Source organism: Bartonella sp. AA97HXZ (assembly GCF_042196985.1).
GTDB lineage: Bacteria > Pseudomonadota > Alphaproteobacteria > Rhizobiales > Rhizobiaceae > Bartonella.
Genome location: NZ_JBHIRC010000011.1, coordinates 56395 through 77575, shown reverse-complemented (window position 1 = coordinate 77575; position 21181 = coordinate 56395). Strand labels below are relative to the sequence as shown.

At 36.8% G+C, this 21181-nt stretch carries 9 protein-coding genes and 1 rRNA gene; 7 read left to right on the top strand and 3 right to left on the bottom strand.

Annotation, left to right across the window (positions count from 1 at the left end; translation table 11 throughout):
• The first annotated feature begins 34 nt into the window (after nucleotides 1-34).
• The 6 genes from ACFINE_RS07260 to rrf all read left to right on the top strand — a co-directional run bounded on the left by ACFINE_RS07260 (nucleotide 35) and on the right by rrf (nucleotide 15996).
• On the top strand, nucleotides 35-2431 hold the full coding sequence (locus ACFINE_RS07260; RefSeq protein WP_375621551.1) for an autotransporter outer membrane beta-barrel domain-containing protein: 2397 nt from the start codon (nucleotides 35-37) through the stop codon (nucleotides 2429-2431).
• A gap of 1191 nt (nucleotides 2432-3622) precedes the next feature.
• The gene (locus ACFINE_RS07255) at nucleotides 3623-6145 is read left to right on the top strand and encodes an autotransporter outer membrane beta-barrel domain-containing protein (protein WP_375621550.1); all 2523 of its coding nucleotides are present in this window, start codon (nucleotides 3623-3625) and stop codon (nucleotides 6143-6145) included.
• A gap of 631 nt (nucleotides 6146-6776) precedes the next feature.
• On the top strand, nucleotides 6777-9125 hold the full coding sequence (locus tag ACFINE_RS07250; protein WP_375621549.1) for an autotransporter outer membrane beta-barrel domain-containing protein: 2349 nt from the start codon (nucleotides 6777-6779) through the stop codon (nucleotides 9123-9125).
• Between the two features lie 140 nt (nucleotides 9126-9265).
• Nucleotides 9266-11236 (top strand): autotransporter outer membrane beta-barrel domain-containing protein, encoded by a 1971-nt coding sequence (locus ACFINE_RS07245; protein WP_375621548.1) that lies wholly within the window; start codon nucleotides 9266-9268, stop codon nucleotides 11234-11236.
• Nucleotides 11237-11371: 135 nt separating this feature from the next.
• Entirely contained in the window at nucleotides 11372-14527 is a 3156-nt protein-coding gene (locus ACFINE_RS07240; RefSeq protein WP_375621547.1) for an autotransporter outer membrane beta-barrel domain-containing protein, read from the top strand.
• Between the two features lie 1354 nt (nucleotides 14528-15881).
• Nucleotides 15882-15996, top strand: a 5S ribosomal RNA gene (gene rrf / locus ACFINE_RS07235).
• Between the two features lie 408 nt (nucleotides 15997-16404).
• Here rrf and ACFINE_RS07230 read toward each other — a convergent pair.
• Complete coding sequence (locus tag ACFINE_RS07230) at nucleotides 16405-16809, bottom strand: flagellar protein FlgN (protein WP_273790974.1); 405 nt, start codon at nucleotides 16807-16809, stop codon at nucleotides 16405-16407.
• Nucleotides 16810-16852: 43 nt separating this feature from the next.
• Here ACFINE_RS07230 and ACFINE_RS07225 point away from each other — a divergent pair, with 43 nt between their 5' ends.
• Nucleotides 16853-17269 (top strand): hypothetical protein, encoded by a 417-nt coding sequence (locus ACFINE_RS07225; protein WP_375621546.1) that lies wholly within the window; start codon nucleotides 16853-16855, stop codon nucleotides 17267-17269.
• 3395 nt (nucleotides 17270-20664) lie between these two features.
• Here the strand turns inward: ACFINE_RS07225 and ACFINE_RS07220 are convergent.
• Nucleotides 20665-20883 carry an EexN family lipoprotein gene (locus tag ACFINE_RS07220; RefSeq protein WP_375621545.1) on the bottom strand — a complete coding sequence of 73 codons (219 nt, stop codon included), beginning with the start codon at nucleotides 20881-20883 and terminating at the stop codon, nucleotides 20665-20667.
• A gap of 3 nt (nucleotides 20884-20886) precedes the next feature.
• Entirely contained in the window at nucleotides 20887-21156 is a 270-nt protein-coding gene (locus ACFINE_RS07215; protein WP_375621544.1) for an EexN family lipoprotein, read from the bottom strand.
• Nucleotides 21157-21181 lie beyond the last annotated feature (25 nt).

Sequence of the window (21181 nt, the reverse complement as noted above, 5' to 3'; positions counted from 1 at the left end):
TAGTGGATATATTGATGGCATAGATACCACTCTAATGGCAGATGGCAATGGAAAAGGTGCATGGTCTAACGGCCCCAACAGTACAATTGAATTGCATGATAATGCAACCATTAAAGAGGCTATCATCGGACTTGAAGCAAACAGTGGTGTCATTCAAATGATAGGAGGATCTATCACTGTTTCCGAGACAGGGGCTTCTTTTGAAAACAGCAAGAGTGACAACAACAAGTTAGAAAATGTCGTGATAACAAGCAGCAGCAATGATAAACCGATAACCACAGGTGTAAGTGCTGATAAGGAAAGCACGGTTACTTTAAAAAATATCACCGTTAAGAACGCACAAAAGGCTCTCTTGGCTAATGATAATTCCCAAATAACGGTAACGGACGGCGGTTCCTTTGGCGGTGAGGTACAAGCCAAGCAAGGCAGCACAATTACTTTAAATGATAATGTTATAGTAACATCTGAAAATAATGGGCTTCATGCAGATGGTGAACAATCTAAAATCACAATGACTGGAGGAACTGTAAAAGCAAAAGAAGCTGCATTTGTCTTAAAAGATGGCGGATATATTGATGTCACAGATATTTCTGCGAAAGCACAGTGCAATGGGATAAGCATTGATGACTCCAAAAACGATCAGACTTCAAGAATCAACCTGACCAATACAAACCTTTTTGTCGAAGATGGAACGGGTATTGTTGCCAACAATTCATCAAATGGTAAACTCAACCTCAAAGATTCAAAAATCAGTGCCGACAGGTTATTCGTGGGTATAACTCATGATACGCCAAAACCTGATCAAATCTTTACACTCACCGCAGAAAACTCTCTCTTACAGGGGGGAGTAAGAAATGACGGAAACAGCAGAACAACTTTCGATCTCAAAAACGATACAACATGGTTCGTAAACACTAGCACAAAAGAAAAAGATGATGCGGGCAAGTTACTTGATATTGCCCAAAGATCTCATTCTGATGTTTCTATACTTAATCTCGACAATAGTTCCATTGTTTTTCAACAGCCGACAGAAAACCATTATCATACATTGCATATAGGTTCTGGGAAACCAGACACGCAAGCAGTCTACAATGCTTCTGGTGACGCAAAGATTTCTTTTAATGTTGGATCTGTTGAGAGCTCTGATATAATCGATCAAAAAAATGGTCGACTTCTGATCCAAGGGGATGTCTTAGGTACAACAACAGTTTATGTTATGAGTGATTTCAAAGATAGCAATAATATAACAGAAGCTTTTCACCCTTCTTCTAATACCAGTGGAGTTTCGCTCATTCAAGTTTCCGGGAAAGCAGATGAAAATTCCTTCAAATTAGCCAATGGTTATATCCAAGCAACTGGTTCACCTTATAAATATAGACTTACCGCTTATGGACCAACATCCAGCTATGGTGCTGCAAATGAAACACTAAACCTGTTGGGAGAAAATGATAATTTCTGGGATTTCCGTTTGCAGAAATTTATTTTACCACAAGTAGCGAGCTATTTGGCCGTACCTAATGCTCTCTTCTACGCTGGTTTTATCGATATGGCTCAACAAAGTACTCTGTTAGCTGATCTGAGAACAACAGCTATAGGGATCGAAGATAACGTCAAAAAAAATGGATTCTTTCTCTCTTCCTATGGAAGTATCGCAACCCTATCGTCACAACAATATGGCTATAACACAAACATTCGCTATGCTGCTACACAAGCAGGTTTTACAGCTTCTGCACAAAAGAGCCAAAATACAATCCTATATTGGGGTCTTACCGGAACCTATGCTCAATTATCCCTCACCCCCCAAAATATAGAAGATGCAGACAAGAGTACGCTTAACAAATGGGCAGTCACAGCCTACAGCGGTATAGAGCATAATAGCGGTTTCTATATGGATACACTCTTCTCTTATGGGATCTGGAAAGGAAATATCTCTACAGCCATCGCTAACAGTACCACTAAAGTCGATGATATAAAAATGTTAATTGCCTCAACAACAATAGGTCAAAAATTCACAACGGGTATTAAAGCCCTCACGTTTGAACCCCAGGCACAACTTGTTTACCAGCGTCTAATCTTTAATGCCTTTTCTGATGCTGATAATCTTAAAGTTGATATCGGTGAACCTTATCAATGGTTAGTACGCATTGGTGGACGTTTGACAAAAACTACTACCTCCACAGAAAAGAACCGTGTCATTTCTCTGTATGGAAAAGTGAACTTTCTCAAAACTTTTGGTGATGATGGTAAAGTACAGATTGGCGACACCTTTCCCCTTGATCCTACAGGATCTTCTATTGAAGGTGGGCTTGGCATCAATGCAAAATTGTCTCGCAGTTTAGCCCTCCATGGTGATATAAACTATCGAAAAAAGCTGCAAAAAACTGGTATATCCGGAACAAACTTTTCAGGAGGGATACGCTATCAGTTTTAAGGAAAGTCTGTAAATAGCCTATTCATTCTATTCAATTTAACAAAAAAGGCAGTATACATACTGCCTTTTTAATCTATGTAAACTACTATTCTTATCCCCTGAAACTTTTTTCTTTTCTCCTCAATGATCTCCTTCCCTCCTATTTACACGAGTCACGCGGCATATTCATTATCGAATTTGTCTATAAAGCTAAGCAAAGTGTATTTTTAGATAATAAAAAGAAGACTACATTGGAAAAGATAATGATAAAAGAAACTCTCTCTTCATACCTTTTCTATGTTTATCCTCCTGTTTCTTCAATCCATTAGCTTAACACCACCCTGTAAGGATTCATTTATATGTCCATGTACCGTTTTTAGGCAAACCATTTTGACAATGCTTATCCCTCTAATTCCATACAGTATATTGATTTATAAAGATAATTCTTTGTTTTCCATGTTGAATGAGAGTCCCTAATATCGTAGGATTCTCTCATTTCAAACTTGTTTTATGTTGAAACAATTAAAAATTTTCTTGCACGTTACAAGCAGGGCTGGCGTGTGGAGAAAAGTTATATAAGAAAAGCCTGAGAATTCCTCTCATGAACTGTCTCAAGTGCCAAGGGCTTATCACAAATATTGGGAGCTAGCAAAATGTGTGACGGGCTTGCTCTTTTATTAAGCGTAAAGGTATCGGCTTGCTCCTTCGTAAGCGTAAATATGATGGGATTCTATGGCTTTAGCGTTATAGCATTCATGAACACCGTCGCGAAATGGGCTGTGCTTCCTTAGAAAAATGGACTTTGGTACCCTTATCTTTAAAGAAAACCTGTGAATAGCCCCCTCATCTCTTCTTCTTATAGCAGAAAAAATTTGCTGATCGTTTTGGTGAATGCATCAAATAATACATCTCAACGCTATAGAGCTTTTATAGCGATTATCTTTAATAGACAATTTTTAAATATCATACTTCATAGTGCTTTTAGCATAAGCTTAACCAAGCTAGGTTTTATGAAATCCACTTTTCTCAACTTTTTATGATCATGAAAAAAAGTTTTTCTGAAGCAAAACTTCAAATCATAGAGAACATCATCGATATAATTCGTTTTGTTATTTACAATAAAAACATAATGATATAGAAACTGCCTGGGTACTTGCGCCATCAGGGGAATGAAGTAAGCATCAAAGCATACCAAATACTAAAGGCATATCTATGTGTAAGAAATATATTTATAAGAAAAATTTTTTGTTATGTACAATTGCTGGAACTTTGATTTTTTCTCATTTCGGTTCAACTTATGCAAATACATCGGCTCCTGAAACTCCTGAAATTTTGGGGAAGATTGAATTAAATAAGGGAGAAGAAAAGACTTTAAATAATGTTCTTGTCCGCGATAAAGGACCTGGAATATTAGCGCATGATAAAGCAGCTATCACAATTGTAAAATCAACAATACACACGGAAATGTCTGCACTTTCTGTATCAGCAGGTGGACGCATTCATGCTAAAGAAATTAAAGCAAATACAGTGTACAAAGGTTTAGAAACAAAGAATGGTATAATCAACGTTGAAGATTCAACCATAACCGTCCAACGAGGAGGTGCCGGTGGTATCGTTTTTTATGAAACAAAAGATTCTTCACTGAAAAGTGGAGAAAAAGTTGTCAATAAGGTTGTTCTTAGCAATACAAAACTTCTTGTGAAAAACGGTACCGGTATTCTTGGTCCCTACTGCTCAAGAGCCGTTGCTGAAGTTCAACTTAAAGACTCAGAAATTCGATCTGACGTATTATTGAGAAATAAAACGAAACGTAAATATTATGACAACGATACTCTTCCTGTAACTTTAGCATTAACCGCTGATAATTCAACAATAGAGGGACGAGCAAGAACTTTAAAAGTCAATACAACGGTTTTGACTCTGAATAACAAAAGCAAATGGTACTTAAAGACCTCTCAAGAGGAAGTCGATACTGACTTTAATGTGTTTAACTATGAGCTCAGTGATATTAAACAACGAGCCCTTTCTACCGTTTCAGTACTGAATCTTAATAATAGTTCTATCATATTTAAGACACCACAAGGGCGGGAAAAAGATCATTATCATACCTTGTATGTAGGGCGAACAGCTGAGGTTCGTAGACCTGAGGGAAGTACAATCCCCGATATAGAAAGCACTTATAATACAGTTTACAATGCCACAGGCGATGCAAAAATTTATTTTAATATTGAATGGAGTGATGGTCTAGTAAAAGAACAGCAAAAAGCTGACCGCCTCCTTATACATGGTGATGTATCAGGCAGCACAACAGTCCATATCAAGAACCTTGCGAAAGGTGAGATATTAAAAGCTGAAGATTCTGTGTCTTCGAATATGCGTGGTCTTTCACTCATTCAAGTTTCTGGAAATGCAAATGAAGATTCCTTCAAACTTGCACACGGCTACACCACAATGGGGGGATTGCCCTATAAATATATACTCAAAGCCTATGGTCCAACATCCAGCCATGGGACAGCCGATAGCACACAAAGTCATTTTAGCGGAATATCACAAGAATCAAAAGAAAATACCCTCAAAGACTACACAATCTACACGATATCAGCATCAGGAACAATGATTGAAGGTGTTTCACCAAAAGAGAAAGAAGCGCAAAATACCGGTTCATCATCCCTTGGACAAGCAAACAACGCACAAAACATCTTGGAAAAAAATCAGAATTTCTGGGATTTTCGCTTGCAAAATGCGACTCTCGATAATGAAGGAAAGATCAGAGCTCTCGTTCCTCAAGTGGCAAGCTATTTGTCCATGCCTAACGCACTATTCTCAGCTGGACTGGCTGATATAAACAATCAAAACACTTTACTCAACTCGATGCAGGAAAACACCTTTGAGACAAAAGATCATAAAAACAAAGGAGTCTTCTTCTCGACTTATGGAAATAAGATGACATTATCCTCTCACCGTACGCCATTACAATATGGCTATGGTGCCGATATTCACTATGCAGCTTTACAGGCAGGCATTACATTAGCAGCTCTAGAAGATCAAAATATGACCGCCAATTTCGGTCTTTTGGGGACATATGGGAAATTAGCTTTCACCCCTAAAGACATGGAAGGTGCTGACAAGAGTACACTCAATAAATGGTCAATTACTGCATATAGTGGGCTGCGCCATAATAATGGGATATACATCCATGCGCTCTTCTCCTATGGAATGCTCAAGGGAGATATCACCACAGCTCTCATAGGAAAGACTGCAGAATTGAAAAATGCTGATACATTCAGTGCATCAGCAACCATTGGACAAAAGTTCGAAACCAGTAGGAAAGGATTGGTCTTTGAACCACAAGCACAACTTGTTTATCAACGCCTCATGCTTGGCACACTCTCAGATGTCGATGGCTTTGATGTGGATATGGGAAATCCTTATCAATACTTAGTGCGTGTGGGTGGACGCTTAACGCAAACGAAGCTTTCTATTGAAAACGGCGGTATTCTTTCTTTCTATGGTAAACTAAACGTTGTTAAAGCTTTTTCTAACAATGGTACGATACAGATTGGTGAACCATTCCACCTTGATTCTATAGGAGCTGCCCTTGAAGGTGGATTTGGTGTAAATGCACAATTATCACAAAATATCGCCCTTCATGCTGATGTTAACTATCAATATAAGCTTCAAAAAACTGGTATATCTGGAGCAAGCTTTTCAGGCGGAATACGCTATCAGTTTTAAGAAAACGCAAAAAACAATTTATATTCTATTCATTTTAATAAAAGGCAGTGCAAATGTGCTGCCTTTTTATAATCTATCGGAAAGAACCGTTAACAACTATTCTTTCTACCACCTTTCTTGAGCCAATTAATCTCACTCAAACCAAATGTAATAAAATCTGTTATCTCTAAATGAATACTGAATTCTCAAGAGAGCTGCCTTTTTGATTTATAAAAATCAAATGCTTTTAATAAAATTTTTTGTATTTTAAAACACGTAATAAATAATTCTCTGTGTAAGAAAATCAATTAAAAGCTTTTTGTAAGCACACAACAACAGCTTCTCCAAAAACTTTGTAGAGTTTCCATAACAACAGCCTTAAGCAACAAACATCCTTGCAAAATATTTTGTTTCTTAACACTTTTAAACGGAATACTGATCAATCTAGCTTTTCTGCAATTCATAGTTTCTAACTGCAATCTCTATTTTAAAAGCTCTTCTAAAACCATTTTTTAAACGATAAAGAACACGACGCAATGTTTCGTTTTGTTGTTTACAATAAAAACATAATGATATAGAAACTGTCTGGGTACTTGCGCCATCAGGGGAATGAAGTAAGCATCAAAGCATACCAAATACTAAAGGCATATCTATGTGTAAGAAATATATTTATAAGAAAAATTTTTTGTTATGTACAATTGCTGGAACTTTGATTTTTTCTCATTTCGGTTCAACTTATGCAAATACATCAGCTCCTACAATGGTTATGGCTCGTGCGGATAAAGCAGGAGAAGAAAAAACCTTTAATAACGTTTTTATCCGCAGCGCATATACAACAGTGGTTGCTGATGACAAAGCCTTTATCACCATTACAAATTCAACAATGCGTTCAGACTCAAATTTATTTACCGCAACAACAGGTGGACGTATTCATGCTAAAAAAACTGTAGGAAAATCAAATTCCCGTGGTTTAGAAATTTCAAACGGCATCATCCATATTGAAGATTCAATCATAAATGTTTCCGGACATCACAAAAGTCGTGGTATCCTTTTTGATTACATCCCAAGTTCCCAAGTAAAAGAGGGCGAAAAAGTTATCAATAAAGCAATTCTTACCAACACAAAACTTCTTGTTGAAAATGGTATTGGTATTCTAGGACCAGATTATGCAAAATCTGTTGCTGAGGTAGAACTTAAAAGTTCAGAAATTCGTTCTGATATATTATTAAAAAATAAAATCCCAGAAAACTCAAAAGATATCGATCCTCGCACTTTTATATTAAGCGCTGACAATTCGATTATAGAAGGACGAGTAAAGACTTTACCTCAAAATACAACGATTTTTACTCTCAACAATAACAGCAAGTGGTCTCTAAAGATTAGTCAATTTGAAGTAGACAAAGAATTTGACAGCTCTAAAGGATACTTGCTCACTGATATTAAACAACGTGCACAGTCTATTGTCTCAGTATTGAACCTTAATAATAGCTCTATTATATTTAATGCGCCGCATAAACTAGCAGACAATCAATATCAAACCTTGCATGTGGGAAAACAGCCAACAGCTGAAGCTGCAAAAGCAGAGCAAAACAGAAGCTTCGATGCAACAACGGTTTACAATGCATTGGGCAACGCAAGGATTTACTTTAATACCGAATGGAGTAATGGTCTTATAAAAGAACAACAAAAAACTGACCGTGTTCTCGTTCATGGTAATGTCTCAGGCACCACAACGATCTATTTCAACAATCTTTCAAAGCGTGCAGAACCATTCGATAATGATGAAGTTTCAATTCCTTTGAATGCGCGTGGTCTCTCACTTGTTCAGGTGTCTGGAAAAGCAGAGGAAGCCGCCTTCACGCTGGCAAATGGCTACACTACAATGGGTGGATTGCCCTATAAATATGTATTAAATGGCTATGGACCAACATCCAGCCGTGGGAGAGCTGACAAACAGCAAAGTCTCTTGCAAGAAAGTGAAGAGTTTTGGGATTTCCGTCTACAAAATGCGACTCTTGATGATGAAGGAAAAATCAAAGCTCTTGTTCCTCAAATGGCAAGCTATTTGGTTATGCATAATGCAATATTCTCCTCTGGCTTGGCTGATATAAACAATCAAAATACACTGTTAGATAATATGCACTCAACAGTTTTTGGATTAGAAGGTCATAAACAAAAAGGGATATTTTTATCGACTTATGGCAACAAGATGACGTTATCTTCCAGCCGTAGTCCATTGGAATATGGTTATGGTGCTAATGTTCACTATGCTGCTATACAAGCAGGCATGACATTAACAACGTTAGAAAATCAAAATATAACCGCGAATCTTGGTCTTTTAGGCACATATGGAAAGCTCGCTTTTACGCCAAAGGACATGGAAGGTTCTGACAAAAGCATACTGGATAAATGGTCCTTTACGGTATATGGGAATCTCCACCATGACAATGGTCTCTATATTAATGCACTTTTCTCCTACGGCATTTTAAACGGACATATTACAACAGCCCTTATCGGCAACACCACAGAATTAAACAATACGGATACATTAAATATATCAGCTACCGTTGGACAAAAACTAGCAACTGGTGTTGAAGGGCTGTCTTTTGAACCACAAGCACAACTTATTTATCAACATATTGCCTTTGGCACTCTTTCAGATATTGATGGCTTCCAAGTTAATATAAAGCCCCCTTATCAATGGTTGGTCCGTATTGGAGGGCGTTTAACAAAAACAATGCTTCCTATTGAAAAAGATCGTGTTCTTTCTTTTTATGGTAAATTGAATGTCATCAAAGCTTTTGGTGAGAAGCGCGCTATCGATGTTATGGAATCTTTCCATCTCGATTCTATGGGCTCTTCCCTTGAAGGTGGGCTTGGCATTAACGCGCAGCTTTCTAAAAATATCGCACTTCATGCTGACGTTAATTACCAACATAAACTTCAAAAAGCCGGGTTCTCTGGAATTAATTTTTCCGGAGGAATGCGTTATCGCTTTTAGAAATCTTAGCTCTCTATTTTGACGCATAAGCAGCGCTGAGATGAAAACAGTGCTGCTTAACTACATTACAAAAAACCGTAATGTGTCAAAAAGTGGTTCATTTTTAGCAAAATAAAGAAAATATCTTAAGGAACATCTCTATGCATAAGAATCTTTTGTTATGTACAGCCGCTTGTGCTTTATTTTTTTCTTCTTTTAATTTCACATCTACCAGCACCGCCTCTGCTCTAAGCCCCCAGGAACGCCATGCCATTGAAGGGATTATGAAATTACCTGAACAATATCGCCATGCTATTGATTTAATAAACACACCAACACAAGCAGAAAAAAATCTTGAAAAGATAGCCTCTGGCGCCATGATGGAGGATAATTCGCACTTCAATCAAGCACTTCAAGAAGCATTAGATGATTCAGGAACTCAAATTAACAGATATTTCTCAGGGATCGGTCGTTATGCAACTCCTGATCATAGAGAGGAAATGCGGAAAGGAAGAGATTCTATATACGCTCGTGCTATGTCAGAGCAATTTAATCGTGATGCGGACCGCATGATGCAAGCCAGAGCAAAACTTGAACAATTACGTCAGAATCGATTAAAAACAAGAGAAAATTTATTACGTGGCTACAACAAAGCAGTTTCCGATGCCGCAAAGGCAGCAAAAATTCTTGATGCCGATAACCAACGGCGTGTTAATGCTGCACGCCAAGAATGGGTGAGCCAAGACAATCATAATTGGTCTGAACTGCAAAATAAAGCAGAAATATTACATAAAGCAGCACAAGTGGATAGTGCTTTACAAGGACAAAACAAGGAACTTTCCAATACTTTACGCAAAGCAGTATTAGAGACTTTGAACAATAATGGAATAACCAACGTGGAGAGAAAAGAAAAAACATCCCCTCCTCCAACGGACACTTCATTCACAAGAACAGATCATGGAATGAGACAGCCTAAAATAAATGAAAATTCGCAATCTGATATTGATCCCCAAACAAACACCACTTCCTCAGCATCGAAAACGACTCTTCCATCCGAAAAAGCGCATATGAATTTGCTCCCAAAGGTTGGAAATACTGCTACCGCGGCTACAGAGAGCACCTCTAAACTTACAGATGATGATAAAGCAACTGCAACTTCTACTTCTCTTAATGGGACAGCAAAAAGCACAATTCTTACACCACAAGAAGAAAGCTCTTTAGTCATGCCTATCGCGATGTTTGCTGTCGGGTTTAGTGATGTCAACAATCAAAATATCTTGTTAGACAATATGCAAATAACAATGTTTGAACCCAAAGATCATCCAGAGAGAGGCGTTTTCTTATCCTCTTATGGCAATAAAAGCACCTTTTCTTCTAAGGTTCAAGCAAAACAAGATGGTATCCAAGCAGATATTCGCTATGCTGCATTGCAAGCAGGAGCAACACTAATAGCGCTAAAAGATCAAAATATCAGCAGCAACTTTGGTCTTTTCGGAACATATGGGAAATTATCTTTTACTCCTAAAAACAAGGAGAGCTTTCAAAAAAATATGTTTGATAAATGGTCACTCACCGCATATGGAAATATTCAGCATGACAGTGGCATCTATGCAAGTGCATTTCTCTCTTATGGAATTTTCAAAGAAAATCACGCTACAGCTCTCATCAAACATACCTCAAAAGTGAAGAATAGTAAAACATTAGGAGCCGCTGCAACTGTTGGTCAAAAACTGTCAACCAGTTTGGAAGGTGTAATCCTAGAACCGCAAGCACAACTTGTTTATCAACGTCTCATGCTTGGTTCTTTATCAGATAGGAGCTCTTTCTCAGATGACGATAACTCTAAAATAGACATAAGCAAACCTCATCAATGGTTGCTCCGTATTGGTGGACGTTTGACACAAAACAAAGGCCATGCCCTTTCCTTCTACGGAAAACTGAACATGATCAAAACTTTTAGTGAAAACTTTTCGCTTGCTGCTATGGAATCTTTAATTGAAGGTGGTTTTGGTATTCAGGCGCACTTATCGCAAAATATAGAGCTTCATAGTGATATCAGCTATCAACATAAATTCAAAAAAGCTGGCATCTCTGCAATAAATATTGCCGCTGGAATGCGCTATCACTTTTAAAAATACTTGTATTCCTATCTTGAAATATAACGCGCTCTCATTATGTTTCGTTTTGTCTCTTACAAAAGAGACATAATGAGGCCAAAGTTTTATTTTTTATGAGAGAGGGGAGAAATATTTTAGGAATACATCCATATGAAAAAAAGCTTCTTACTATACACAGTTTCTGGAGTTCTGTTTTGTTCTTCCACCAGTATGTCTTATGCTATTCATAGTACAAATCCATCAACAACGATAGATTCTTCTTCTCTACAACCTGCTCGTGTCAAGTCACAAATAAATCTATCCGGAGTTTTTGATCCGTATAAAGATCTATATGATGGAATCGGGCAAGTTATGCCACCATATCCATCTTCAACCCCTAATGGCCTCCTTCCCCCTACAGCACCTAGCTCCACAAGAAAGAGCGCAAGCCCTATTTCTACAGAAAGTAAACTTACAACGCCTACTTCTACAAGCACTCTACCTCCCAAAACACAACTTGAAGGAAATTCAGCTGGAAATATAATTTCTTCTTCAAAACAAAACTCTGATCTTAGTCAAGGAAGTACACAAACACCAAAGACTAAAGTTACAGAAGGTGTACAATCTAACCCTACAACACAAAACACTCCTATTATACAATCTTCAACAACAGGAATGGAAGCAAAATCTAGAAGACGTTCAGGGGCGCCCTCCTCTTCTGCAGACTCTTCCAGCGAAAAAACACTATCGAATTCTGCTGTGTCTTCACAGCCAGAACCTACACAACCTTCACCGAATTTACAACCAGCACTTACAAAGTCTGAACCTACAAGAACGGAACCTACAAAACCAACAACAGAGCAAATACCAACATCTAATGAACCAGAACTCGCACAGCCAATATCTTTAAGAGTAGAAACTGAAAAACCAACATTACTGGTACCACCAAAGTCTGCAAAACCAGCGCCAGTGCAATCTTCATCTGCACAAAAAATATCTGAAAAATCAGAGATTGAAAAACCAATATCACCAATAAAACAACCTGAAAAGTCTACACAAATTGAGGATATAAGCGCTGGAGTTGAAGCTAAAAACGGTAAGATCATAACGCTACATAACAAAAAAATTCAAGACAATGGTTTTGCTGTACATGCAGAGGGAAATAATTCAAAAGTCAACATGATAGGGGGAACAGTTGATGCGCGTTTTGTTGCACTAAGCGTATCAGATGGTGGAGAAATTGATGCTACAGGTATTACTGCAACAGCAGAAACAGCTGGTTTGCTAAACATGAGGGGCACAATCAAACTTAAGGATTCAAGCGTACACGTCACGGGAAATTATGAAGCAGACGGTATTATTTTCCGCAATAATCAATACTATACCCCTAGAAAACGATATACACGCAATGCTGAAAGGAATAACAATGTCGTTCAAGAACAAGCTATTCCTAATAAAGATAAAGTAATCCTAGAGAATACAAAGCTTTTTGTTGAACATGGTAGCGGTATCAACCTTTATGGAACAGGCGTAGACGGAGAAGTCAACCTTAAAAATTCAGAAGTCCATGCCGATATTTTATTAAAAAATATCAAGAACGAAAGTGCCTCCACAAACACTATTACATTAGTTTCAGACCACTCTTCTTTAGAAGGTCGGGTAAGAACTTCTAAAGATAATAGAACAGTTTTTGATCTAAAAGAGGGGACGAAATGGCTTTTAAAGGCGAATAAAAATGCCACAAATAATGATAATATTTTAAATGACTATAGACAGTTTGGTGTTGATGAAAAATCATACTCTAATCTTTCTGAATTGCACCTTACAAACAGTGCCATTATGTTTGACAAGCCCATTGAGGGACATTATCAAACTCTGTTTATAGGACCTAATCTTTCGCAAGAAGACGAAACAACTCACACAGCAGCGGTTTATAGTACAGCGGGTCTTGCAGAGATTTATGTAAACACTCAATGGGATAAACATTCTCCTATCACGGAACAACAAACTGATCGCATTGTGATTAATGGTGATGTCTCAGGAAGTACTGTTGTTCACATCAATCTCCAAGAAACAGATAAAAAAATAACCGATAGCTCTGCTGTTTGGGAAGAGACGATGGCTTCACTTCCTTTAGGGACACATGGGATTTCAATCATTCAAGTTTCCGGACAAGCAAACGAAAATTCCTTCACGTTAGCAGGAAACTATATGACAATAGGGAAACAACCTTATAAATATGTACTCACAGGCTATAAGCCTGAAACATCTCATGAGAGCCAAAATCTTTTTGGCAAGAAGAATAGTGATTTCTGGGATTTCCGCTTACAGAATGCCTACATTGATAAAGACAAAAAAGTTCGAGCCCTTTTACCACAGGTAGCAAACTATTTAACCATATCTAATACTTTATTTTCTGCTGGATTTACTGATGTAAACAATCAAAACACGTTGTTAGACAATATGCGAACAACAGTATTTGGGGCAAAAGACAATATAAAGAATGGTATCTTTTTCTCTTCCTACGGCGAGAAGGTCACCCTATCTTCCAACCGCGATCCACTGCACTATGGTTATGGTGCTGATGTAAACTATACTGCCTTACAATTAGGGGGCATATTAGCCGCCTTAGAAAGCAAAGACATAAGCGCATATTTTGGTCTTTTAGGAACGTACGGAAAGCTTGCCTTTACGCCAAAAGAGATGCAAGATTCTGAAAAGACAACGCTTGATAAATGGTCACTTACCGCTTATAGCGGCATCCAGCATAGCAATGGTATATATGTCAACGCTCTTCTTTCTTACGGAACCTTAAAAGGAAATATTACCACAGCTCTTGTTGGGAATGCCGCAAAATTGGATGGTACCGAGATGCTTAATATATCTGCAACCATTGGTCAGAAATTAGCAACCGATACAAAAGGGCTTGTCTTTGAACCACAAGCTCAATTCATTTATCAAAATCTCATGTTTGATATTTTCTCAGATACCAATGGCTTAAAAGTAGACATGGGCAATCCACATCAATGGTTGATCCGTTTTGGTGGACGTTTAACAAAAACGATAATGGCTGTTGAAGAAAACAAGGCTGTTTCCTTCTATGGTAAAATGAATGTTATCAGAACTTTTGGCGATGGTAAAACAATAAAAATTGCTGATACCTTTCATGTTGATCCTACCGGCTCTTCAGTTGAGGGAGGCATGGGGGTGAATGCATATCTTTCTCAAAATATCGTACTAAACGCCGATATCAGCTATCGGCAAAAACTGCAAAAAGCCGGTGTATCTGGCACCAATTTGTCTGGCGGGATACGTTATCGTTTCTAAAGCAGAAGTTAATTTTAACTTAAATAAAAAAGGCAGCACAAAGTGCTGCCTTTTTTATTTAAATTTATATATTTTTTTAAATTCTCAAAAATCATTATCACATCAAAGAAGATTTTGACTTATAATATTTCTTTTGCATATTGAATAAAAAACTAAACACCATAACATTCTCTCATCAAAATACCCCATGCATAAAATTTTATGTCTTATATTATCACCACACCTCAAGCGATGATGTTTTTACAGCACAACAGAATAAGCATTCATGCCGATTTAAAAAAGTCAGCCCCTTCTTCGCTGTGGACACTCTTATTTATTTTAGATGATGTGCATTTTATATACCTGCTATAAAGACTTAGTATCTGGTATAAATTCTTAAAGGCATGTTTTTCCTCTAAAATCTCAATGCTACAGCAGCTCCATTATAAGACAAGATATTGATTTATAAAGACAATTAATTGTTTTCCATGTTAAATGAGAATCCAGAATATCGTCAGATTCTTTCATTTTAGACCTGTTCCATGTTGAATCAACAAAAACCATATCTCTTACAAGTGACAAGGGAGAAGAGCCATAGGGATAAAAAACTATTAAGAAAGGATTAAAAATGCCTCTAATGAACTATCTCAAGTGCCAAGGGCTGTAGCAACATTGGGATCAAACAAAGAATATGACAGTGTTGAAAAATATAACAATATCAACTTGCTCTTTTATTAAGCATAAAGATGGTCGCGCCCTATAGATTTTATATTATTTCCATGGGAACTTTCTTATTATACCATTCACAAGCACCGTTGCATCAAAGATGTCGTTGCGCCGCCCCACAAACACCATCACGAAATAGACTTGAGAGCTTAGATATCTCTTTAAAACAAGGCCGTGAATTAGGAATAACAAATCCATTCTATTTTGAGTATTTTGTCGTGCATGAAGGACATGCCCGCAGTAAAAAACACAATAAAAAAAGCGTGAAACAATGCGGAATCTTCATTATTTAACAGATAGTGCTTTAGATACTTTTGAAAGACATAAAGCTAAATTAAAGAACGGCGGAACAGAGGGAAGCTGATTTCTACCTCTTTATTCTTTCCCAATGAGATTGCCTCCCCATTTCAAATATTACGCCAACAAAGATATACGCACTATATCCACTCAGATCTGGATGCTCTCTCCAATCTGACATACAAAAACTAAAAACAGCAGAAGGAATAATAAACCGCTTTAATTTTTATCTCAAGCATATAGATTTAAACAACGAACCGCGTCATATCACCACACTTTAAAGGACAATATTTCCATGAAGCTTATAGGCAATATTCATCACATACTCTTCATCATTCATGCTTTTTGCTGACTTAGTGGTTATGGCGGAGTGAACGCACCAGATCCCATCCCGAACTCGGCCGTGAAACACTCCAGCGCTGATAGTACTTTGCCTTAAAGCAAGGAAGAGTAAGTCGCCGCCAGATCTGCTAAATGCAAGCAAAAGACTCAATGTATAAACCTTACATTACCACAGCCCCAAGGAAGCTGTTTTTAAGGCATCACAGGCTGGTCTAAATATTCTCTTGATCGCGCCTCTCCCTAAACTAAAAAATGAAGCTCCCTACTGACTTAGTCTGCAAACAATTCTCTGTAAATAATCCGCCTTCTCTGAATTCTCTTCTAGCCAGCTTCTCACCGCATGCGGTTCACATCACGACACCTTAAAAGACACTGTTTTAAGAACAGCGTTTTACAGTACATCAGGATAATAATTTAAATATCCAAATGCACTTAAAACAAGTCTACTCACTAAACGCACTATTTATCCAAATCAACTGCCCTACCTAATCATTGTCATGACTTAGAACAGCCCGTATTAATCAGATTTGAATTTATTCCTCTATTTCTTTTGCACGTCCAGATAGCTGTATAGCTCTAGAAAGATCATTAACTGCATTTAAATGTGTTTGAAGTAATTCACTATTACGCTGTAATTTTTCTTGTAAATCAGACAACAAACTTTCAACCTCATGCTCAATATCTTGATTCATATAGCGCTTCACATCACTCATGGATTTATTAAGATCACGCAAACCACGTATTTTACGCAAATTTATTTCTTCGTAATCTGGAACACCACTGCTCTCTAGCATATTGCTTTCATAATCAACAACTTGAGCTAATCCTTTAACAGCAGCAACAAATTTTGTCATCGCCCAATCACGATCAATAAGGTTGTTATCAAGAACTTTTGCTTTTGCCGCAAAACTATCATCACCATATTGCACTACAGACATTTTTACTTCCCCTTCAACACTATTGTTCAATCTTACTTTACAAATGAGGGAGACTAAACAGGTTCTCTTCAATGCTGATACACTCAACCAAGCTCGTGGTGCAAACATTGCTCAAACAACAGCACGACAATCCTTCAAAGCGTATACCACTTCAACTTTCAACGCGTTCTCTCAAATATTTTTCTTGCTTTGCTCCAAAACCATCATTGCGGCTATACTAATCCATAAAAACGCTATAGACTTAAACCTTACAGCAATATCGAAATTTCCATATTTGCTCTGTCTATTTCGCCTTGCCGATTTTATCTTTGCCGATTTTATCACGAGCTCATCTTCAACAGAAAATAACAATGCTTTCACGACAACTTCAGCCACAAAAAATATCTGCCGACAAAAAACCGCAGCCTATCTTGCAGCATATAAAGACGTAAGCCCATTAAAAATTTCAGCATTTTACTGATAGAAGCACTTTACCCTCCATAACCTTATGGCTCTCTCTGCACTTAAACTTGTATACCTTCCAGCACCCCATAAGATGGCGCCCGACAAGATCAGTTTGCACCCAATCAAAAGGACACCCCCTCTCCCATGCTCTTTCTGCACACATGCAGTATTTCGCATAAAACACAAAAAGAATGTTCTTTTGAACAGATCAGCCATACAGCAATATAAAAAAAGACACCTTCAAATAGCTAAACAGCCATCAATCTTCCTTTTTGAAATTATCATTCGCTTTTCTTTGCAATGAATGACTATATAAGATTTTTTGAACCTTTTCAAGAGTTTCTTAGCCAATCAGTTCGATACGTCTTCAATCGCATATTCACGCGCTTGTTTTAAAGAAATATCTCTTAAGTACACCCAAGCCTATTTCGCACCGCGGCCCATCAATGGTATAATGATAAATCTTCCATGACATGTATAAAATCCATTGAGCACTTTCCATCTTTACGCTTAATAAAAGAAGCAAGCCAGCACCATCACATATTTTTCTAACCCCCTATGTTCTGATACCCTTGGCACTTGAGACGGTTCATAAAGCATGGCCTTTCTTATACAATTTCTCTGCGCATGGGAGCTCCCTGCTTGTAACTGCAAAAGACATTGTTTTGGTTAATTCACCACGAAACAGATTTGGAATGAAAAATTTTCCAGTATTAAGGGATCTAATTCAAGTTGAATAACGATAGATTATCATCTATAAATCAAAATATTATCCAATGCATAATGCTTAACGCTCCCCCCATTGATATTTTCAGAATTTTCACAGCATCTTCTTACAGATTATTTCATTCCATAACACAGTTTGCTCTTAATATCGCGACTTTACATGCGCTACTGGTATAAAAACAGAGAAACAATCATTTTATAATCAAGGTACAATTTTTGTTTACGATCTTTCTCTCGTTTTCAACCTTTTAAATGCAGCTCTTCTCTTTCATAATCATCACATTTCAAATATATTCCATGTTGAATAAATTAAAATCACTTGCTTGCACATCACAAACAACGCTCTGATATGTTGATAAAATACGCTGAAAGAAAAAGACTTCTCATGAACCTTAGCAAATGCCAAGAACTATAATAAACATTGGAAGCAAGCCTACGATGATTGTGACTTGCTCTTTCATAAGTATAAAGATGATAGCATTTTATAGATTTTTATATTATTCAAAGTTTATATTATTTCACGAGAGCTTTACTGTTATACTATTCACATTTACCGTTATAACATTTACGAATGTCATCGTAAAATGTCTTTCGTGTGCGTTAAGAGATATTTCTTTAAAACAAGTACATAAATATGCAATACAAATATACTAATATACAACATAAGTATATTTCGTTTGGAGCGTTCTTTACTTTTGTGCAAAACATGCCCCATTAGAGCAGCATTAACCAATCTTGCTATGAGATAAACGATCAGAAAACATTTTTATCTTCCGCCGCTCACCTTAAAGGACTAAGATCTTAACTCAATCGGCTCTGTACGCAGTCCGAATTTTTGTCAAACGATCTTCTCCTAACTTTCCCCTCATCTGATTCACTTAAACGAAAAGCTCAACAAATAAACCTACGAATATTCATCGTACACTAAAAAATACTTAAACGTTCCAAGAAAACTTATATGTCTTATATTACCGTTATAAATGACAGTGCTTTATAGCATAACAGGATAAAAAAGTTTCCAGCAACACAAAACTTACAAAATCAATCAATAGTCTTTTTAAAGCTTTCTTTTTTAGGATTCACAATACTCCAACTCCTTAAGCTTTTATAAAAAAAGGAACGATTTTAAGCTTGCCGAATATGTTGTATCAGCATATATTACAGATTGTAACATATTGTTATTCATAAAATCACCTCAAAAAGAACAGAAAGAGGTTTTTATGGCTGATCTCGTAAAAGCCGCTATGCTTTATTCAACCTTGATTATCACCATCAATACTTTTGTTGTTATTTTAGTTCTCGTAATAGAAATATACTAAGCATACTCTCTTGGCTTTTTATAATCTGTGCAAATGAGCATCTTAATTTCACATAAGAGCAAAGCAGAATTTTAATTCTACAGATAAACCACACACCTAATTTCAAACATGGCTTGCAACTATTTGAGTATAAACTCTGCTTTTTATATGCATTTTTAACCATCAGTGTCCGTCTTTTCACGCTATCTTGAATCTCAACTTCACTCCCAGCTTAAAAAACGAAATTTTCTATCAGATCCGATCTGTAAATAATTTGTCTCCTTATTGAGTAAGTTCCCCCCTTCAGGGCATATCACAACTCTAAAGAATAATATTTCATGAAGCTTATGATAAATCTATTGAACACCATCTTTACCCTTATGAAAGAATAAACCAGCAGCATCACACACTTTTTCAGCCCCAAATGTTGCCAACAAACCTTTAGCACTTGAGATAATTCATAAGAGGCATTTTTACGTCTTTCTTCAACAGTTTTTATCCACACGGCTCTCCCCGCTTGTACCATGCAAGAAGATGGTTTTAATTAATTCAACCGAGAACAGATTTGGAATAAGAGAAGCTTACGTTATTCGAGATCCTTATTCAACATAAAATAATTAAATTATTTTTATAAATCAAAATGTTATTCAGAAAAACATTCATCACACACTCGAGAACAAAAAACACCTCATACGTAAAGTTTTATATGCGCTCCACCGCTCAACATGATAATATCACAACACAATTAAGATAAAAAAATAACAAGGAAAACCCTTGTAAACTCAGAAAAGAGAGGGGAAAAATAAAAAGGTGTGGAAGGCGCTCAATTCCTCACAAATCCGGCAAAACCGTCCTAGCAAAACTGCCTCACATCTTAACTAATGTTATAATATTCTCAAATCAAAAGCAATTTTTTAAAATAGTTTGAGAAAAACATTTGAGTATGAAACGATAATAATTACATTCAGAATGTTTTTCTCTTTATTAAAACAGAGAAAAGTAATTTCCAAACAAATGTTTCCTCCCAATTTTTCCGAAATTAGCCGCAACACTTAAAGACGATCTTAGTGTGATGAAACATTTATTTGTGATAAAGGCAAAAAAACACCCCAAAGATAGATTTAATCTCATATTTTAAATACATGTAACCAAAACATTAAAAAATTAGCAGTAACACGTAACAACTCATTGGGAGGCAATACTATCTACAATTAAAAGCACTTTTGGGCTGAACAAATGACAGTATAGCATACGTTTACACAAAGAGTACTGATCGTAAACAACTAATTCTTGAAGCCATAAAAAGACTCTCTAAAAGTTAGAGAGAGCCTAAAAACGCAATAGAATCAAGAACTAAACAATTCCTTATTTATTGAACTGTATGTTTTTAATTAATGCCAAACATAAGTTCCATATATGCTTGTCTGGCATGTTGGCAATTTTTAGATTTCTCCATAGAAGATTGATCCAGCTTTTCACATTTTTTTGCCCACTCTTCAAGTAATATTTTATCTTTCTTAAATTCCGCTACGCTGTAGTTTTTTTCGCAACCAGCAACGACAAGTCCAGTACAAAGCAGCAATGCTGTAATAATAACTTTATTCATGATTTAATTCCCTTCCTTTTTCTCTTCAGTTTTTTTCTCGTCATCATGTACAAAGCTTGAACCAGGCCAATCTCGGGCATGAACTTCACGATACGCTTTATCTGCATTTTTACAATTTTGAGAATCTAAATCCTCTGATATCATGCATTTCATTGCCCATTGCTCGAGTAATTTGGGATCCTTCTTAAATTCCGCTACGCTATAAGTTTTTTCACAACCAGCAACGACAAGTCCAGTACAAACCAGCAATGCTGTAATAATGGCTTTATTCATCAATAAAATTCCCCTTTTTTCAAAT

What these genes read in the sequence shown, in the direction of transcription:
- ACFINE_RS07230 (WP_273790974.1), bottom strand. Translation starts at nt 16,809, where the DNA reads ATGTCTGTAGTGCAATATGGTGATGATAGTTTTGCGGCAAAAGCAAAA.
- ACFINE_RS07225 (WP_375621546.1), top strand. Translation starts at nt 16,853, where the DNA reads ATGAGGGAGACTAAACAGGTTCTCTTCAATGCTGATACACTCAACCAA.
- ACFINE_RS07250 (WP_375621549.1), top strand. Translation starts at nt 6,777, where the DNA reads ATGTGTAAGAAATATATTTATAAGAAAAATTTTTTGTTATGTACAATT.
- ACFINE_RS07215 (WP_375621544.1), bottom strand. Translation starts at nt 21,156, where the DNA reads ATGAATAAAGCCATTATTACAGCATTGCTGGTTTGTACTGGACTTGTC.
- ACFINE_RS07255 (WP_375621550.1), top strand. Translation starts at nt 3,623, where the DNA reads ATGTGTAAGAAATATATTTATAAGAAAAATTTTTTGTTATGTACAATT.
- ACFINE_RS07220 (WP_375621545.1), bottom strand. Translation starts at nt 20,883, where the DNA reads ATGAATAAAGTTATTATTACAGCATTGCTGCTTTGTACTGGACTTGTC.
- ACFINE_RS07260 (WP_375621551.1), top strand. Translation starts at nt 35, where the DNA reads ATGGCAGATGGCAATGGAAAAGGTGCATGGTCTAACGGCCCCAACAGT.
- ACFINE_RS07240 (WP_375621547.1), top strand. Translation starts at nt 11,372, where the DNA reads ATGAAAAAAAGCTTCTTACTATACACAGTTTCTGGAGTTCTGTTTTGT.
- ACFINE_RS07245 (WP_375621548.1), top strand. Translation starts at nt 9,266, where the DNA reads ATGCATAAGAATCTTTTGTTATGTACAGCCGCTTGTGCTTTATTTTTT.